The organism is Achromobacter ruhlandii (genome assembly GCF_002082135.1).
GTDB classification, from domain to species: Bacteria; Pseudomonadota; Gammaproteobacteria; order Burkholderiales; family Burkholderiaceae_B; genus Achromobacter; species Achromobacter ruhlandii.
Genome location: NZ_CP017433.1, coordinates 2,849,755 through 2,864,129, shown reverse-complemented (window position 1 = coordinate 2,864,129; position 14,375 = coordinate 2,849,755). Strand labels below are relative to the sequence as shown.

The 14,375-nt window shown below is 70.1% G+C and carries 13 protein-coding genes; 2 read left to right on the top strand and 11 right to left on the bottom strand.

The features are described 5' to 3' along the window. Window positions 1-24: 24 nt before the first annotated feature. Genes mnhG through AruCF_RS12895 form a run of 6 tightly spaced genes read right to left on the bottom strand, consistent with a single transcriptional unit; the run spans window position 25 to window position 6,007 of the window. Window positions 25-363, bottom strand: coding sequence for a monovalent cation/H(+) antiporter subunit G (gene mnhG, locus AruCF_RS12920; protein ID WP_049073442.1), 339 nt, complete (start codon window positions 361-363; stop codon window positions 25-27). Continuing rightward, window positions 360-641, bottom strand: coding sequence for a K+/H+ antiporter subunit F (locus AruCF_RS12915; protein WP_049073441.1), 282 nt, complete (start codon window positions 639-641; stop codon window positions 360-362). The genes mnhG and AruCF_RS12915 overlap by 4 nt, the downstream gene beginning before the upstream one ends. Next, window positions 638-1,120, bottom strand: coding sequence for a Na+/H+ antiporter subunit E (locus AruCF_RS12910; RefSeq protein ID WP_049073440.1), 483 nt, complete (start codon window positions 1,118-1,120; stop codon window positions 638-640). Before AruCF_RS12910 ends, AruCF_RS12915 begins: the two co-directional genes overlap by 4 nt. Then, window positions 1,120-2,751, bottom strand: a complete 1,632-nt coding sequence (locus tag AruCF_RS12905; RefSeq protein ID WP_049073439.1) for a monovalent cation/H+ antiporter subunit D — start codon at window positions 2,749-2,751, stop codon at window positions 1,120-1,122. The genes AruCF_RS12910 and AruCF_RS12905 overlap by 1 nt, the downstream gene beginning before the upstream one ends. After that, window positions 2,748-3,092 (bottom strand): Na+/H+ antiporter subunit C, encoded by a 345-nt coding sequence (locus AruCF_RS12900; protein WP_006227452.1) that lies wholly within the window; start codon window positions 3,090-3,092, stop codon window positions 2,748-2,750. The genes AruCF_RS12905 and AruCF_RS12900 overlap by 4 nt, the downstream gene beginning before the upstream one ends. Continuing rightward, a complete protein-coding gene (locus AruCF_RS12895; protein WP_049073438.1) occupies window positions 3,092-6,007 on the bottom strand; it encodes a monovalent cation/H+ antiporter subunit A in 2,916 nt (971 codons plus the stop codon). The genes AruCF_RS12900 and AruCF_RS12895 overlap by 1 nt, the downstream gene beginning before the upstream one ends. Window positions 6,008-6,559: 552 nt before the next feature. Here AruCF_RS12895 and AruCF_RS12890 point away from each other — a divergent pair. Further along, complete coding sequence (locus AruCF_RS12890; protein WP_049073437.1) at window positions 6,560-7,546, top strand: Bug family tripartite tricarboxylate transporter substrate binding protein; 987 nt, start codon at window positions 6,560-6,562, stop codon at window positions 7,544-7,546. 517 nt (window positions 7,547-8,063) lie between these two features. Next, window positions 8,064-8,945, top strand: coding sequence for a hypothetical protein (locus AruCF_RS12885; protein WP_049073436.1), 882 nt, complete (start codon window positions 8,064-8,066; stop codon window positions 8,943-8,945). Window positions 8,946-9,065: 120 nt separating this feature from the next. Here AruCF_RS12885 and AruCF_RS12880 read toward each other — a convergent pair whose 3' ends face one another. The 5 genes from AruCF_RS12880 to AruCF_RS12870 all read right to left on the bottom strand — a co-directional run bounded on the left by AruCF_RS12880 (window position 9,066) and on the right by AruCF_RS12870 (window position 14,239). After that, entirely contained in the window at window positions 9,066-9,938 is an 873-nt protein-coding gene (locus tag AruCF_RS12880; protein WP_049073435.1) for a DMT family transporter, read from the bottom strand. Window positions 9,939-10,108: 170 nt separating this feature from the next. Further along, window positions 10,109-10,318, bottom strand: coding sequence for a hypothetical protein (locus AruCF_RS29145; protein WP_144419126.1), 210 nt, complete (start codon window positions 10,316-10,318; stop codon window positions 10,109-10,111). 168 nt (window positions 10,319-10,486) lie between these two features. Beyond that, a complete protein-coding gene (locus tag AruCF_RS29910) occupies window positions 10,487-11,842 on the bottom strand; it encodes an ATP-binding protein (RefSeq protein ID WP_254431205.1) in 1,356 nt (451 codons plus the stop codon). Beyond that, window positions 11,739-13,115: an AAA family ATPase gene (locus AruCF_RS29905; RefSeq protein ID WP_254431198.1), complete on the bottom strand. Its 1,377-nt coding sequence runs from the start codon at window positions 13,113-13,115 to the stop codon at window positions 11,739-11,741. The genes AruCF_RS29910 and AruCF_RS29905 overlap by 104 nt, the downstream gene beginning before the upstream one ends. Further along, window positions 13,112-14,239, bottom strand: coding sequence for a metallophosphoesterase family protein (locus AruCF_RS12870; RefSeq protein WP_049073433.1), 1,128 nt, complete (start codon window positions 14,237-14,239; stop codon window positions 13,112-13,114). The genes AruCF_RS29905 and AruCF_RS12870 overlap by 4 nt, the downstream gene beginning before the upstream one ends. Window positions 14,240-14,375 lie beyond the last annotated feature (136 nt).

Here is a 14,375-nt window from a genome sequence, read left to right as displayed (position 1 = left end):
GTGTTCTGTCCCTTTCTTGCCCGCCTAGCGCGCGTCCAGGTCGGCGTCGGCCTTGGTCAAACGGTTACGGTATACCGCGGCGCGCATCAGCAGCATCGCCGTCACCGGCGACGAGACGACCAGCAGCAGCGTGATGATCACTTCGTGGAACACCGGCCGCGCGGACAGCACCGAGAACACCAGGATCGAGGCGGCCAGCACGCAGCCGCAGCCCATCGTGTTGCCCAGCGTCGGCGCGTGGATGCGGGCGTAGAAGGTGCGAAAGCGCAGCAGGCCGGCCGAGCCGGTCAGGGCCAGCAGGCCCCCCAGCACCAGCAGGATGCTGGCCGGGATGCTCGCCCACAGCGGAAGGGTCTCGATCATGGCTCGATCACCTCGCCGCGCAGCAGGAAGCGGGCCATGGCCGTGGAGCCCACGAACCCGAACAGCGCGATCAGCAGCGCAATGTCGAAATACACCGACGTGCCCGAGCGGATGCCGAACACCAGCATGGTCAGCATGCCGTTGATGTACAGCGTGTCCAGCGCCAGCACGCGGTCCTGCGCGGTCGGGCCGCGCAACAGGCGAATGGTGGCGAACACCATGCCCAGCGCGAAGCACACCAGGGCAAAGGACGCCGCCCAATACAGTATGGCGTTCATTCGAATATCTCCATCAAGGGGCGCTCGTAGCGGTCTTGCACCAGGCGCACCCAGTCTTCCTCGTTCTGCAGGTCGAGCACGTGCAGCTTGAGGCGGTGGTCATCGCCCAGTTCGACCCAGACGGTGCCGGGCGTGTAGGTGACGATGCAGGCCAGCATGGCCAGGCCGTGCGGGTCGCGCATGGTCAGCGGGATCTTGATGAACCCGGGCGAAAAATCATTGGGCCGCGGGTTCAGGATCAGCTTGCCGACCGCGATGTTGGATTTGATGATGTCGGCCGTCACGTGCAGGAACAGCGGTATCGCTTTCCACAGGCGCCGCGGCCGCGCCTTCAATGGCCGCAGGCGCGAGGCGGCCCAGGTGAACCACAGGGCCAGCGCCACGCCCAGCGCGATCTGGCCGGCCGACAGGCTTTCGTTCAGCACCAGCCACAGGACGAACAGGAACACCGGCAGGAAGAGGAAATACAGTCGGCGCATCAGCTTCCTCCTTGCGCGGCGCGCACCGTCTGCGCGGACATGACGGCGTCGATATAGCTCTTGGGCTGGTCCAGCGAACGCGCGGCATCGTCCAGGTAGGCCGACACCGGGCCGGCGCCGGCCGCCAGGCCCACGCACAGCAGCAGCAGGACCGCGACCGGCCCCGCCTCGATCAGCCGCAGGCGCGGCGTGCTGCGGTCGTCGCTGGCCCAGAACACGCGGATGCCGGTGCGGCCCAGGCCGATCAGGCCCGCCAGACCGGACACCAGCACCGCGGCCACCAGGATCCAGGCATCCATCGGCGGCGCCGATTCGTTGGCCGCCGAGACCGCCGCCGACAACAGCGAGAACTTGGCCACGAAGCCCGACAGCGGCGGCAAGCCGGTCACCAGCAAGGCGCAGCAGATGAACGCCAGGCCAAGAAAGGCCATGGCCGCCGGAATGGCGACGCCAACCACGTCATCGGAACGATTCACCGAGGTCGGATCGTCCAGGTCGAAGGCGTCCAGCGTCACCGCCAGCACGTTGGCGCCGAAGCTGCGGGTGCGTTCGATCAGTTCGGCCAGCATGAAGAAAGCGCCCGTGGTCAGCACCGAACTGATCAGGTAGAACAGCGCCGGGCCGGTCAGCGTCACGCCGGGCATGCCCAGCGCCGTCAGCAGCGTGCCGGCCGAGACGATGACGCAATAGCCCACCATCTTCTCGAGCTGCTGCGTGGCCAGCAGGCCGAGGCCGCCGAACAGCAGCGTGGCCAGGCCGGCCGCGAACATCCAGTCCAGGCTGAACGCCGCCGGCGCGCCGCTCGGCAGCAGCAGCGAACCAATGCGCAGCAGCGCGTAGATGCCGACCTTGGTCATGATCGAGAACATGGCCGCGATTGGCGCGCCGGCCGAGCCGTAGCCCTTGACCAGCCAGAAGTTCAGCGGCCAGGCGCCCGCCTTCACCAGGAAGGCCACGCCGAGAATGGCGGCGCCGGCCTCGAACAGCATGCGGTCGGAACCGGTCAGATTGCCGGCGCGCAGGGCCAGGTCGGCCATGTTGAGCGTGCCGCTCACGCCATAGATCAGCGCGATGCTGATCAACAGCAGGAACGAGGCCACCAGGTTGACCGCGATGTACTGCAGGCCGGCGCTGACACGCGCCACGCCCGAGCCGTGCAGCAGCAGGCCGTAGGACGCGGCCAGCAGCACTTCGAAAAACACGAACAGGTTGAAGAGGTCGCCGGTCAGGAAGGCGCCATTCAGGCCCATCAGCAGGAACTGGAACAGCGAATGGAAATGCACCCCCGCACGGTCCCAGCGCGCCAGCGCATAGGTCAGCGTGGCCAGGCCCAGCACCGCGGTCAGGGTCAGCATGACCGCGGCCAGGCGGTCCACCACCAGCACGATGCCGAACGGCGCGGGCCAGTCGCCCACCAGGTACACGCCGACGCCGTCCGGCCAGACGCCCGGCACCCCGCCCCCGGCGACCGCCAGCAAGGCGATGGCCGCGGCCAGTTGCGCCAACGTGGACAGCACGGCGATGGTGCCGCGCGCATAGCGGCTGGTGTCGGCCAGCAGCAGCATCACCGCGCCGGCCAGCAGCGGCGTGATGATGGGCAGGATAGGAAGATGTTGCAGCCAGAAACTCAAGATTGGGACTCCCGTCCATCGACGTGGTCGGTGCCCGTCAAGCCGCGCGAAGCCAACAGCACCACCAAAAACAGCGCGGTGGTGGCAAAGCCGATCACGATGGCCGTCAGCACCAGGGCCTGCGGCAGCGGATCGGCATACCAGGAAGGATCATGGGCCATGGCCGGATCCACCACCGGCGGCCGGCCCGAGGTCAGGCGGCCCATGCCGAAGATGAACAGGTTGACCGCGTAGGAGACCAGCGACAGGCCCATGATGAACTGGAAGGTGCGCGGCCGCAGCAGCAGCCAGACCCCCGAGCCCGCCAGGACGCCGATCGCGACGGCGTAAATCAATTCCATCAGGCTTCCCCCGTTTGTGCGGCGGCCGCCTGGCTTTCGGCGACAGCCTTGCGTTGCGCGCGCAGCGATTGGTGAGCCAGCGCCACCAGCACCAGCACGGTGGATCCGACCACCAGCATATAGACGCCCAGGTCGAACAGCAGCACGCTGGACAGGTGCACGTGGCCGACCAGCGGCAAGGCGACGTCCCAGGCCAGCGCGGCCAGGAATGGCTTGTAGGCCAGCCAGGCGGCCACCGCCGCCGTGCCGGCGAACAGCAGGCCGATGCCGATCCAGTTCTGCGGGTTCAGGCGGCTGCGCGACTCGACCCAGTAGACCCCGCCCACCATGTACTGCAGGATCACGGCGGTGGCGAAGACCAGGCCGCCGACGAATCCGCCGCCCGGCTGGTTGTGGCCGCGCAGCAGGAAATACACCGAGATCAGCGCCGCGGTCGGCAGCAGCAGGCGCACCAGCACCGTGGGCACCATCATCGGACCGGTCGGCACCACCGACTTGATGTCGGGCGCGGCCGGCACCGGGCCGTCCTGGTCGATCTGCTGGCGCGGCAGGTCGGCGCTCTCGGGCGCCGGACGGAAGCGGCGCAGCAGCGCGTATACCGTCAGCGCCACGATGCCCAGCACGGTGATTTCGCCGAAGGTATCGAAGCCGCGGAAGTCCACCAGGATCACGTTGACCACGTTGGTGCCGCCGCCGTCGGGCAGCGCGCGGTCGACGAAATACGAGGAGATGGTGTCGGTCTGCGGCCGCACCAGCACCGCATAGGCCAGCGCCGCCATGCCGGTGCCGGCGGCGGTGGCCAGCAGCAGGTCGCGCAGGCGGCGGCCACGGGCCCGCAGCGTGGCGCCCAGGCCCTCATCCTCGTCCTGCGCGATACGGCGCGGCAGCCAGCGCAGGCCCAGCAGCAACAGCACCACGGTCACCACTTCGACCGACAACTGCGTCAGGGCCAGGTCGGGCGCGGAGAACCAGACGAACGTGAGACAGGTCACCAGCCCCGCGCCGCCGGCAAGCGCCAGCGACGCCAGGCGGTGGTACTTGGCCTGGTAGGCGGCCGCCACGGCGCAGACGCAGCCCACCAGCCACAGCAAGGCGAACGCCGGGTCCACCGCGGCGGCGCGGCCGGTGCCGTCCAGCCAGCCGCCGGCGCGCAGCGGCAGCCAGGCCACGAACAGCGTGCCCAGCACGATCAGCACCATCTGCACCTGCAGGCGCGACGACGCCAGCCAGCGCAACAGCCATGCGGCGGCTACGCTGGAGCCGTCCAGCAGCGCTTCGAAAGAACGACGGCCGTCCAGGCGGTAGATGAACGGCACCCGGCCCGGATTGGCGCGCTGGTGCGCGCGCAACGCCAGGTACAGGATCACGCCAGCGGTCATGGCCACGAAGCTCATCACCAGCGGCAGGTTGACGCCATGCCACACCGCCAGGCTGTATTCGGGCATGTCGGCGCCCAGGATGCTTTGCGCGGCGGTGGCCAGGAACGGGCCGAGCGTCAGGCCCGGCAGGATGCCCACCACCAGGCACATCAGCACCAGCAGGCCGCTGGGCAGCAGCATCCAGCCGGGCGGCTCGTGCGGCGCCCGCGGCAGGTCGGTCGCCGGCGGGCCGAAGAACACCTGCAGGATGAAGCGCAGCGAATAGGCCACGCTGAAGGCGCCCGCCACCGTGGCCGCCAGGGGCAGGCCCACTTTCGTGATCATGTCGCCGCTGACGAAGGTCGTCTCGGCGAAGAACATTTCCTTGGAGATGAAGCCGTTGAGCAGCGGCACCCCGGCCATCGAGGCCGCCGCCACCATGGCCAGCGTGGCCGTGATCGGCATGGCCTTGTACAGACCGGACAGCCGGCTCAGGTCGCGCGTGCCGGTCTCGTGGTCGACAATGCCCGCCGCCATGAACAGCGAGGCCTTGAAGGTGGCGTGGTTGACCATGTGGAACACCGCCGCCACCAGCGCCAGCGAGCTGTTCAGCCCCAGCAGCAAGGTGATCAGGCCGAGGTGGCTGATGGTCGAATACGCCAGCACCCCTTTCATGTCCTGCTGGAAGATGGCGGCATAGCCGCCCAGCACCAGCGTGATCAGCCCGGCGCCGCCGATGATCCAGAACCACTCATCGGTGCCCGCCAGCACCGGCCAGAAGCGCGCCAGCAGGAACACCCCGGCCTTCACCATGGTGGCCGAATGCAGGTAGGCCGACACCGGCGTGGGCGCGGCCATGGCGTTGGGGAGCCAGAAATGGAACGGGAACTGCGCGCTCTTGGTCAGCGCGCCCAGCGCCACCAGCACCAGCACGGCGGGATACCAGGGGTCGGCGCGCACCAGGTCGCCGGCGGCCAGCACGCGGTCCATGTCGTAGCTGCCGACGATGTGGCCCAGGATCAGCACCCCGGCCAGCAGGCACAGGCCGCCCGCGCCGGTCACCGTCAGCGCCATGCGGGCGCCGCGGCGGGCATCCAGGCGGTGGTGCCAGTAGGCGATCAGCATGAACGAGGCCAGGCTGGTCATTTCCCAGAACATGACCAGCTGGATCAGGTTGCCCGACAGCACCACGCCCAGCATGGCGGCCATGAAGGCCTGGAAGAAGGAGAAGAAGCGCGGCACCGGGTCTTCCGGCGACATGTAGTAGCGCGCGTACAGCACCACCAGCGCCCCCATGCCGGAGACGATCAGCGCGAACAGCCAGGCGTAGCCGTCCATGCGCAAGGTGAACTGCAGCCCCAGGGCGGGCGCCCAGGGCATGTCGACGCGGATCACTCCGCCGCCGGCGACCTGTGGATAGAGACTGGCGACCAGAACCGCGCAAACCAGGGCGATGATGCCCGCCAACCAGGCCTCGGCATTGCGGGCGTTGGAAGGCAGCAGCGCGGCGCACAGGCTGCCGGCAAACGGCAGAGCGAGGATCAGTATCAGCGACATGGCGTTCCGAGAATGTCCGGGCCCCCTCCCGCCAGCGCGACAGCGAGAGACGAAACGAACCGGGGATTGAATAACGGACGGAACCCTGGCCCGGTGCGTCGCTGCACTACACGTTGCCCCGCGGGGACATCAACCAACGCCCCATTGAACGGCGCAGACAGAAACAAACGCAATAGCTTTCTTGCAAGACCGGCCAAGAATCTCATCCGAAAAATATCAGATTCTTGTAAGTTATGCAGAGATTTATGCGCGTACCGAGGGGATGACGACATGATCGCTGCGCAATCATTACGCAGCGATGACGACCCCATTTTCATTCAAGTTATTGTCAGCATACGTTTTTTTGCAACAACGCCGCTTATCGCCCCCGCATCCTGGCGGCGAAAAATACCCCCACGCGATGCAGGGGGAATCCCGATTGACCGGGCCACCGTAACTGTGTGGAATGGCGCCCACGAAGCGTCGGCCAGGCCAGCATCCGAGCCCGGCGCGCTTCACCGACGCCGGCCATCGTAGCCGGCCGGCTCGGATTCAATAATATGGAGAAGACTCTTGACCGTGCTGTCCCAAGCCAAGGCCGTCCTGGCCACCGCCCTCGCCGGCCTCTGTCTCAGCGGCGCCGCGCAAGCCGCTGACGCCTACCCGAACAAACCCATCCGCCTGATCGTGCCGTTCGCGGCCGGCGGCACCACCGATATCGTGGCCCGCGTGGTGGCCGAAGGCCTGGGCCGCGAACTCGGCCAGGCGGTGGTGGTGGAGAACCGCGGCGGCGGCGGCGGCTCGATCGGCGCCGACGCGCTGGTCCGCTCCGCCCCGGACGGCTATACCCTGGGCGTGGCCACTGTCAGCACCATGGCCACCAATCCGGCCACCAACCCCAAGAACCCGTACAACCCGCTCAAGGACTTCGCACCCATCACCAATATGGTGAACGTGCCCAATGTGCTGACGGTGAACCCGTCGGTGCCGGCCAAGAACATGGCCGAGTTCATCGCCCTGCTCAAGGCCAACCCCGGCAAGTACAGCTACGCCTCGTCCGGCGCTGGCGGCATCGGCCACCTGGATGGCGAACTGTTCAAGTCGCTCACCAAGACGGACATGGTGCACGTGCCCTATCGCGGCTCGGGTCCGGCACTCAATGACGTGATCGCCGGCCAGGTCAACGCCCAGTTCGACAACCTGCCCTCGTCCATGCCGCACATCCAGGCCGGCAAGCTGCGCGCCCTGGCCGTGGCGGCGCCCAAGCGCCTGCCCACCCTGCCGGACGTGCCGACCTTCTCGGAAGGCGGCCTGCCGGAAATGGACAACATGGCCTGGTACGGCCTGGTCGCGCCCGCCGGCACGCCCCAGGCGGTCATCGATCGCATCCACGACGCCACCGTCAAGGCGCTGAAGGATCCGAAGATCATCCAGCGCCTGGCCGACGGCGGCTCGCTGGTCGACGGCAACACGCCGGCGGAATACGCCGCGCAGATCAAGCGTGAACTGGAACTGCGCCAGCGCATCGCCAAGGAACGCAACATCCAGTCGACCAACTGAGGCTTGTCACGCGGCATCGCCGCGTGACCCGGGCGCCAGCCCGTCTGCCCGCCGCCACGCCGTGCCGGCGGGCCCTTTCCGAGGCCGCCGGCTCAACGCGCACCCTGCGCGGCGCCAGATTCGGACCGTCCCACGCCCCATCGGCGATCGCCGGGCAGATGACGCGCCCGCGCTCTGCTACCATTTCGCCCGTGCGAATCGATTTCTCCCATCCTTCCGACACCGCTTGCGTGCTTTGCGCCCTGCGCTCGACCCTGTTGAGCTCGCAGGAAGTCGCCGCGCGTTCCGCCTACGCGCGTTCCAAGCCCGGCTAATCGCCGGCATCCCCCCTTCCCGCTTTCCGTCACCGGCCCGCCGCCGGCCGCCCGCACGCCCGTACCCTTGTTGCGCGCGGCGCGGTTCGAGGCCGGCCGGCGCGACCGCCCTGCCGCATGGCCGGGCGGTCTTGCCACGTTTTCCGTCCGCGCGCCGACTATGACCGGCGGGCGGCGCCACGCCTTGATTGCCACCGAACGCCATGCAACTCACCAAGAAATTCGTCAAAGCCAAGAACCCCTGCGCGGGCGGCTACAAATGGTTCCTGCGCGACCACAACGGACAGGGGGACTATCAGGCCGTCCTCGATGCCCTGGTGGCCGACGGGCGGGTCGGTGACGCCTGCTGGCTGCTGGACCAGTTCGGGCCGACCGACGCGGTGTTGAAGCTGGACACGCTGGACGCCCACGCCATCGTCTTCGCCGGCACGCTGGAAGTGCGCATGGGCATCAACGTCGACAGCGTGGTGCGGGCCGGACGCAGCATCATCACCGGCGGCGGCATCCGTGCCGGGGAATCCATCGTGGCTGGCGAGAACATCACGGCCGGCGCCAACATCGCCAGCGCCGGCGATCTGCGCGCGGGCGGCGACGTGTCCGCCGAATGGGGCATCGAGGTCGCCGCCGCCTTCGACTGCCGCGGCAACCTGCGCGCCAAGTGGGACATCTGCGCCGGTCAGGACCTGGCCGTGACCGGTCACTTGCGGGCCGGCCAGGACGTGCAGGTGCAAGGCGCCCTCAAGTGCGGCCAGGGCATCAAGGCCGGCGGCGGCGTGCAGGCCGCCAAGGACATCGATGCCGCCTGCGGCATCCAGGCCGGCGCCAGCATCGTCTGCGGCGGCCACCTGGCCGCGGGCTGGGGATTGATCGCGGGCGAAGACATCCGCGCCGACGGCTCGATCCGCGCCGGCGAAGGCGTGCAAGCCGACGGCTGCATCGAAGCGGGCGACGGCCATGGCGTCTATGCCGGCCTGAACGTGCGCCTGGACGCCTGGGCGGTCTGCGCCCGGGTCCAGGCGCGCGAACGCCCGGCGCAGCTGGTCAGCGGCCACTGGGCTGGCCAGGAAGAAGCCGCGCACGCGTAGCCGGACGAAGCGGCAGGACGGCCACGCCCCGGCGCGCGCCGCCGCCCCGCCCACGGGCGCGATGCGCCCCGGGGTATGCGCCGCGCGGCGAACATCCCGCCACGCGACGGCAAACCGCGATCAGCCGCCCGAGCGCGCCGCCGGCGTGCGCAACACCAGCATCAGCCCCAGCAGGATCCCCGCCATGCCACCCAGGCTCAGCAGCGACAGGCGGTTGCCCAGCACCAGGTAATCCAGCGCCGCGGTGCCGGCCGGCACCAGGTAGAACAGGCTGGTGACGTTGACCAGGTTGCCGGACTGGATCATGCGGTAGAACAGCAGCGTCGCGCCGACCGAGATCACCAGCCCCATCCACAGCAGCGGCAGGATGAAACCCACGCTCCAATCCACGTGCAGCGGCTGGAACGGCGCGAACAGCAGGCACAGCGCCAGGCTGGCCACGTACTGCAGCGGCATCACGTCCGTCGGCGCCTGGCGCACGCGCTTTTGCAGGATGGCGCCGGCGGTCATGCTGAGCAGCGCCGCGAACGCGAAGGCCATGCCGGCGAGCGAGAAACGCGCCATGCCGATGCTCTGGAACATCACCATGCCCAATCCGCACAGGGCCAGCAGCAGCCCCGCCAGCCGCAGCGGCGGAAAGCGGCGCTCGAGCAGCGCCAGGGTCAGGATGGGTTGCGCCCCCAGCAGCGTGGCCAGCACGCCCGGCGTGATGCCGTGGTCCAGCGCCAGCAGATAGCAGATGGAATAACTGCCGATCAGCAGCAGCCCGGTCAGCGCGACGATGCCGCGCGTGCCCGGCGCCGGCAGCCAGCGCCGGCGCCCAACGCAGAGCGCCAGCAGGACGGCCAGCGCCAGGACGAAGCGCCACAGCAGGAAACCTAAGGCCGAGGCGTGCGCCAGGCCCCATTTGGCGAAGATCGCGCCGCCGCTCCACAGCAGCACGAACAAGGAAGTGGAGCCGTAGGCGGCCCACGCATTGCGATTGAAAGACATGAAGATTTCTACCTGTCGGGTATGGAACAGGCTCCCGCGGCGCGCACGCGTCTTGCGGCGCGCGAACGGATCAGGCGTGGACGCGCGGCGGGCGGGCGCGAACGCAAACGCGTCGGCGCATCAGCGCGGCGGATCCAGGCGATAAGGCGGGAGCGGGAAGTGTGCGGCGGTCAGCCGACGACGGCGACCACGGGCGGATAAGCGCCCGCGACACCGACGACGACATCGCACGGCGGCGACGCCACCGGCGGCGATACGACCGTCGAGACGACAGGAGAAACAACGGGGGGCGACACGGCATGCCGCCGGCTTGCGCGCAGGCCGGCGCCGGCTGCGCGGGCAGCGAAGGCGGATTCGGCGGAAGGCGTGAAGTCGGGCATGTGAAGCGCGTCGGGTTCGGTGATGAACCCGTGTAGGCTACCGGCGCCGCGCGCCAGCGTCAAGTTGCGGGGCGCCCGCACGCGTCCGGCGACGCGCTTGACGACACCGGTCCGCCCGTGCGGGGGCGGTTTGCACGTGCGGACGCGGCTCGCACCGCCGCCAAGGCGTCAAGCGCCGATGCGGCGCTGCTCGACGCCCAGGTCGCGCCAGGCCTCGCCGTGGCAGGTGAACATCAGGATCTGGTGGCGCGTGGCGGCATCGAACAGCGCGCGCTTCATCAGGTCGCGACGGTCGTCGTCGGTGTGCACCAGCGCATCGTCCAGCAACAGCAGCGTCGGCCGTCCGGCCTCGCGCAGCAGGTCGGCGTAGGCAAAGCGCGCCAGGATGCCCAATTGCTCGCGCGTGCCGAAGCTGAGCGCGTCCAGCGGGTCCTCGCCGCCCGCGCGCTGCAGGGCCGCGGGCAGCAGCGCCTCGTCCAGGCGCAGCGCGGACTCGGGGAACAGCAGCGCCAGATAGTGGCTCAGGCGGCGCGCCAGCGGCGCCTGCAGGCGCTGGGTGGCGGCGTCGCGCTTGCCGGCCAGCAAGGTGGACAGCAGTTCGAGCGCCTGCGCGCGGCGCTGGAATTCGTCGCGGCGGCGCTGCAGGCGCTCGCAGGCGGCCTCGGCCTCGGACAAGCGTTCGCCCAGGCCCTGCGCGCCGGCCTGCTCCAGCTTGCCCAACAACTGCTGGATCTCGCTGTGGCGTTTGTGCTGGGCGTCGCGTTCGATGGCGGCGGACCTTTCGTAGCGCTGCGCGTCCTGTTCCAGCAGTTCCGGCCGCAGCGCTTCCAGCGCGGCCTGCGCCTGGCGCAGGCGTTGTTCGAGCAGGTCGTGGCCGCTGCGGGCCTCGGCCAGCCGGCCGGCGCGGGCCTGGCGCTGCGCCGCGCGTTCGGGCGATTGCAGGTCGGCGCCGCGCGCGGCGGCCTGGGTTTCGAGTAGCTGGGCGCGGGCGCTGTCGGCATCCAGGGCGCGCTGCGCGGCCGCCAGGGCCTGCTCGGCCTGCGCCGCGCTGGCTTCGGCATCGCGCAGCGCCTGGCGCGCGGCGGGCGCATCGGCATCGCCCGCCTCAGCCGCCGGCGGCAGCAACGCCAACCGCTCGGCCAGTTGCGCGCGCCGCGCCTGGGCTTCGTTGCGTTGCCCGCGCAGTGCGTCCACGCCCTTGGGCGCATGGATCGCCAACGTCTTGCGCATGGCCTCCAGTTCGCGTTGCAAGTCGACGCCGCGCGCATGGCGTTCCTCGGCCTCGGCCACGTGCGCCACACCCAGGCGCGACAACAAAGCCGCGCTGGCCGCCTGTACGTCGGCCAGTTCCCGCTTGAGCGCCGGCAGGTCCTGGCCGCCCGGCTCGATGCGCAGCCGGCCCAGGCCGGGCAATTCAAGTTCAGCCGCCGCGGTCAGCAGCAACTCGCCGCTGCCGGCCAGCGCGGCGCCGTCCAGCCGGGCCTCGCGGCCCGCGTCCAGCGCATACGACAGGCGCGTGGCGATGGCCTGCTGGCGCAGTTGCAGGTCGCCCAGCGCGCGTTCGCGCTTGCGCAAGGCCTGGATGTCGGCGTCGGCGATTTCGATGCGCACGGCCTCGGCCTTCAGGATCGAGCCCTGCTCGATCAGGCGGGTGCGTTCTTGCGAGCGCGCCGTCCAGGCGCTCGATGTCGCGCGCCAGTTGGCCGAGCTGGTGTTCGAGGTCGCGGCGGTCGGCCACCGCCTGCACCGCGGCGACCCGCTGGCGCGCCTGTTCGGCGGCGGCAGCGTGCGTGTCGCGCAGCGCGCGGGCGCGGGCCAGCGGCTCCTGGGCCTGCTGGACCGCGGCGCGGGCGGCCCGCGCCTGCGCCACCAGGGCCTGCAATTCGGTTTCGTCCTGCTGGTCGCGGCGCACCTGTTCCTGCAGCACGGCCAAGGTTTCGGCCGCCTGGCGCTGTTCGCGTTGCAGCCCTTCGAGCGCCTCGCGTTCCTTGGCCACGGCCGCGAGCCGGGCGCGCGCCTCGGCGGCGCGGGCCTCGAAGTCCTTCCAGGGCTGGTCGGCCTCGGCGCGCGCGTGTTCGGCGCGCAGCGCGGCCAGCCGGTCGACATCGGCGTCGAGCTGGGCCTTGGCCTGGGCGCATTGGTCGCGCTCGGCCTGAGCGGCGGCGAGCGCGTCCTCGGCGTCCTTGTAGATGCCCTTGGGGCGGCCGTTGCGCGCATCCAGCAAGGCGGCGCGCTCGGCAGCGACGCGCTCGTAGAGCCGGTCGCCGTCGCCGGAGGCCAGCTCGCCCGACAACTGCGTCAGGGCCTCGCGCAGATGCCCGCCGGCGTGACCAGCGGCGGTTTGCAGATTCTGGCCGTCGCCCTGCTGGATCCAAAGCAGGCCCGGCACGCCGGCCAGATCGGGTTTGCTCTGGCCGCGCGCGGCCAGTTCGAAGCCCAGCAACGCGGCCAGTGCGTTCTCGGCTTCCTCGCCGTCCAGGCGCTGGGCGCCGTCGTCGATCAGCAGTTCGCAGCGGGCCCGCGACAGGAAGTGTTTTTTCAGCAGGTAGTCGTGTCCCGCATGGCTGAATGCCAGTTCGACGCCGGGCCGCGCGCCGCTCTCACCGCGCGGCGCCAGGTCGGACACGGTGCGGGTGCTGTAGCGTTCCAGGAACGCGGCGCGGATGGCCGCGGCCACGGTGCTCTTGCCGGCCTCATTCGGACCGACGAACAGGTTCAGGCCGTCCTGCAAGCCATCCAGCACCAGGGGCTGGCGGAACTTGCGGAATTCTTCCAGGGCGATGCGCGTGAGCTTCATTGCGCGCCTCCCGCCGCCGCGCCTTCGCGCTGGAACCGCAGCAGCAGCCGCAGGGCCTCGCCGGCCACCGCCGCCTGGTCGGGATCGGCCTGCATGGCCTGCAGTTGCGCGGCCACTTCGCCGACATAGCCGCTCGCGCCCAGTTGCGCCAGGTCGGCCTCGTCGGGTTCGAGCAGCAGGCCGGAGAAATCCGGCAGCACCGCCCTCGCCTGCGCCGCCGCCTGGTCCACGGCGCGTTGCAGCGCCTCCCAGGTCGGCACGTTGACGTGGCCCTGCAGTTCCAGCCGCAGCACGTCTTCGGCGCGCAGCGCCGCCAGGCGGTCGGCCAGCGCCTGGGCGTCGGTCGGCAGGCTCAGGGTTTCGGTCCAGGCGGACCAGCGGTATTTGCCGGTGGGCACGCGTTCGACGCGTGGCGGGGCCCCCGGCGCATCGATGCGCACGTCCAGCGCGTAGCCGGGTTCGTTGCCGCGAAAGCGGTCTTGCTCGGGCGTGCCGGCGTACCAGGTGCGTTCGTCGATGGCCAGGCAGCCGTGCCAATCGCCCAGCGCCAGGTAGTCGAGCCGCGCGCGGGCGGCGCGGTCGGGCGCGATGGGGTTGGTGGCGTCGATGGTGTCGGGCAGGCGGCCGGCCACGCTGCCATGGGCCAGGCCCACGCGGACGCGGCCGGGTTCGGATTCGAGCGCGTCGAAGGCCTGGGTGACGTCGTCGTAGGTATGGCGCTGGGTCAGCGGCGCGGCCAGCACCGCGAGGTTCTGCGCTGGCAGGTCGACCACGCCAGTACGCAACGGCACCCGCACGTTGGGCGGGATGCAGCCCAGTTGCGCGGCGCGGCTCCAGACGCTGTCGGCCAGCGCCGCGTCGTGGTTGCCGGCGATCATGACCCACGGCCCGGCGTAGGCGGCCAGCGCGGCGAACAGGCGGCGAATGGTGCGGTCGGACACGGCCTGGGTGTCGAACACGTCGCCGGCTACCAGCACCGCGTCGACCTGGCGCTCGGCGGCAAGCGCGGCGATGCGCGCGACGACATCGAAGCGGGCCTCGGCCAGCAAGGCGGCGTCATCGGTTTCGAATTGGCCGTACTGACGGCCGATCTGCCAATCGGCGGTATGCAGGAAATGGGTCATGCCGCCGATTGTAGAGGCCGGCGCCGTTTCCCTGTGGCGTCAACGGGCCTGAAAGTGTCGCGGCAATGTCGCGCCGCGCCCGATGGAACAACGGCCCGGCCGGCATCGTGCGCCGGGCGGGCCGTCGGGACGCCGG

What these genes read in the sequence shown, in the direction of transcription:
- AruCF_RS12880 (WP_049073435.1), bottom strand. Translation starts at nt 9,938, where the DNA reads ATGTCTTTCAATCGCAATGCGTGGGCCGCCTACGGCTCCACTTCCTTG.
- AruCF_RS29145 (WP_144419126.1), bottom strand. Translation starts at nt 10,318, where the DNA reads ATGCCCGACTTCACGCCTTCCGCCGAATCCGCCTTCGCTGCCCGCGCA.
- AruCF_RS12900 (WP_006227452.1), bottom strand. Translation starts at nt 3,092, where the DNA reads ATGGAATTGATTTACGCCGTCGCGATCGGCGTCCTGGCGGGCTCGGGG.
- AruCF_RS12915 (WP_049073441.1), bottom strand. Translation starts at nt 641, where the DNA reads ATGAACGCCATACTGTATTGGGCGGCGTCCTTTGCCCTGGTGTGCTTC.
- mnhG (WP_049073442.1), bottom strand. Translation starts at nt 363, where the DNA reads ATGATCGAGACCCTTCCGCTGTGGGCGAGCATCCCGGCCAGCATCCTG.
- AruCF_RS12910 (WP_049073440.1), bottom strand. Translation starts at nt 1,120, where the DNA reads ATGCGCCGACTGTATTTCCTCTTCCTGCCGGTGTTCCTGTTCGTCCTG.
- AruCF_RS12870 (WP_049073433.1), bottom strand. Translation starts at nt 14,239, where the DNA reads ATGACCCATTTCCTGCATACCGCCGATTGGCAGATCGGCCGTCAGTAC.
- AruCF_RS12885 (WP_049073436.1), top strand. Translation starts at nt 8,064, where the DNA reads ATGCAACTCACCAAGAAATTCGTCAAAGCCAAGAACCCCTGCGCGGGC.
- AruCF_RS29905 (WP_254431198.1), bottom strand. Translation starts at nt 13,115, where the DNA reads ATGAAGCTCACGCGCATCGCCCTGGAAGAATTCCGCAAGTTCCGCCAG.
- AruCF_RS12895 (WP_049073438.1), bottom strand. Translation starts at nt 6,007, where the DNA reads ATGTCGCTGATACTGATCCTCGCTCTGCCGTTTGCCGGCAGCCTGTGC.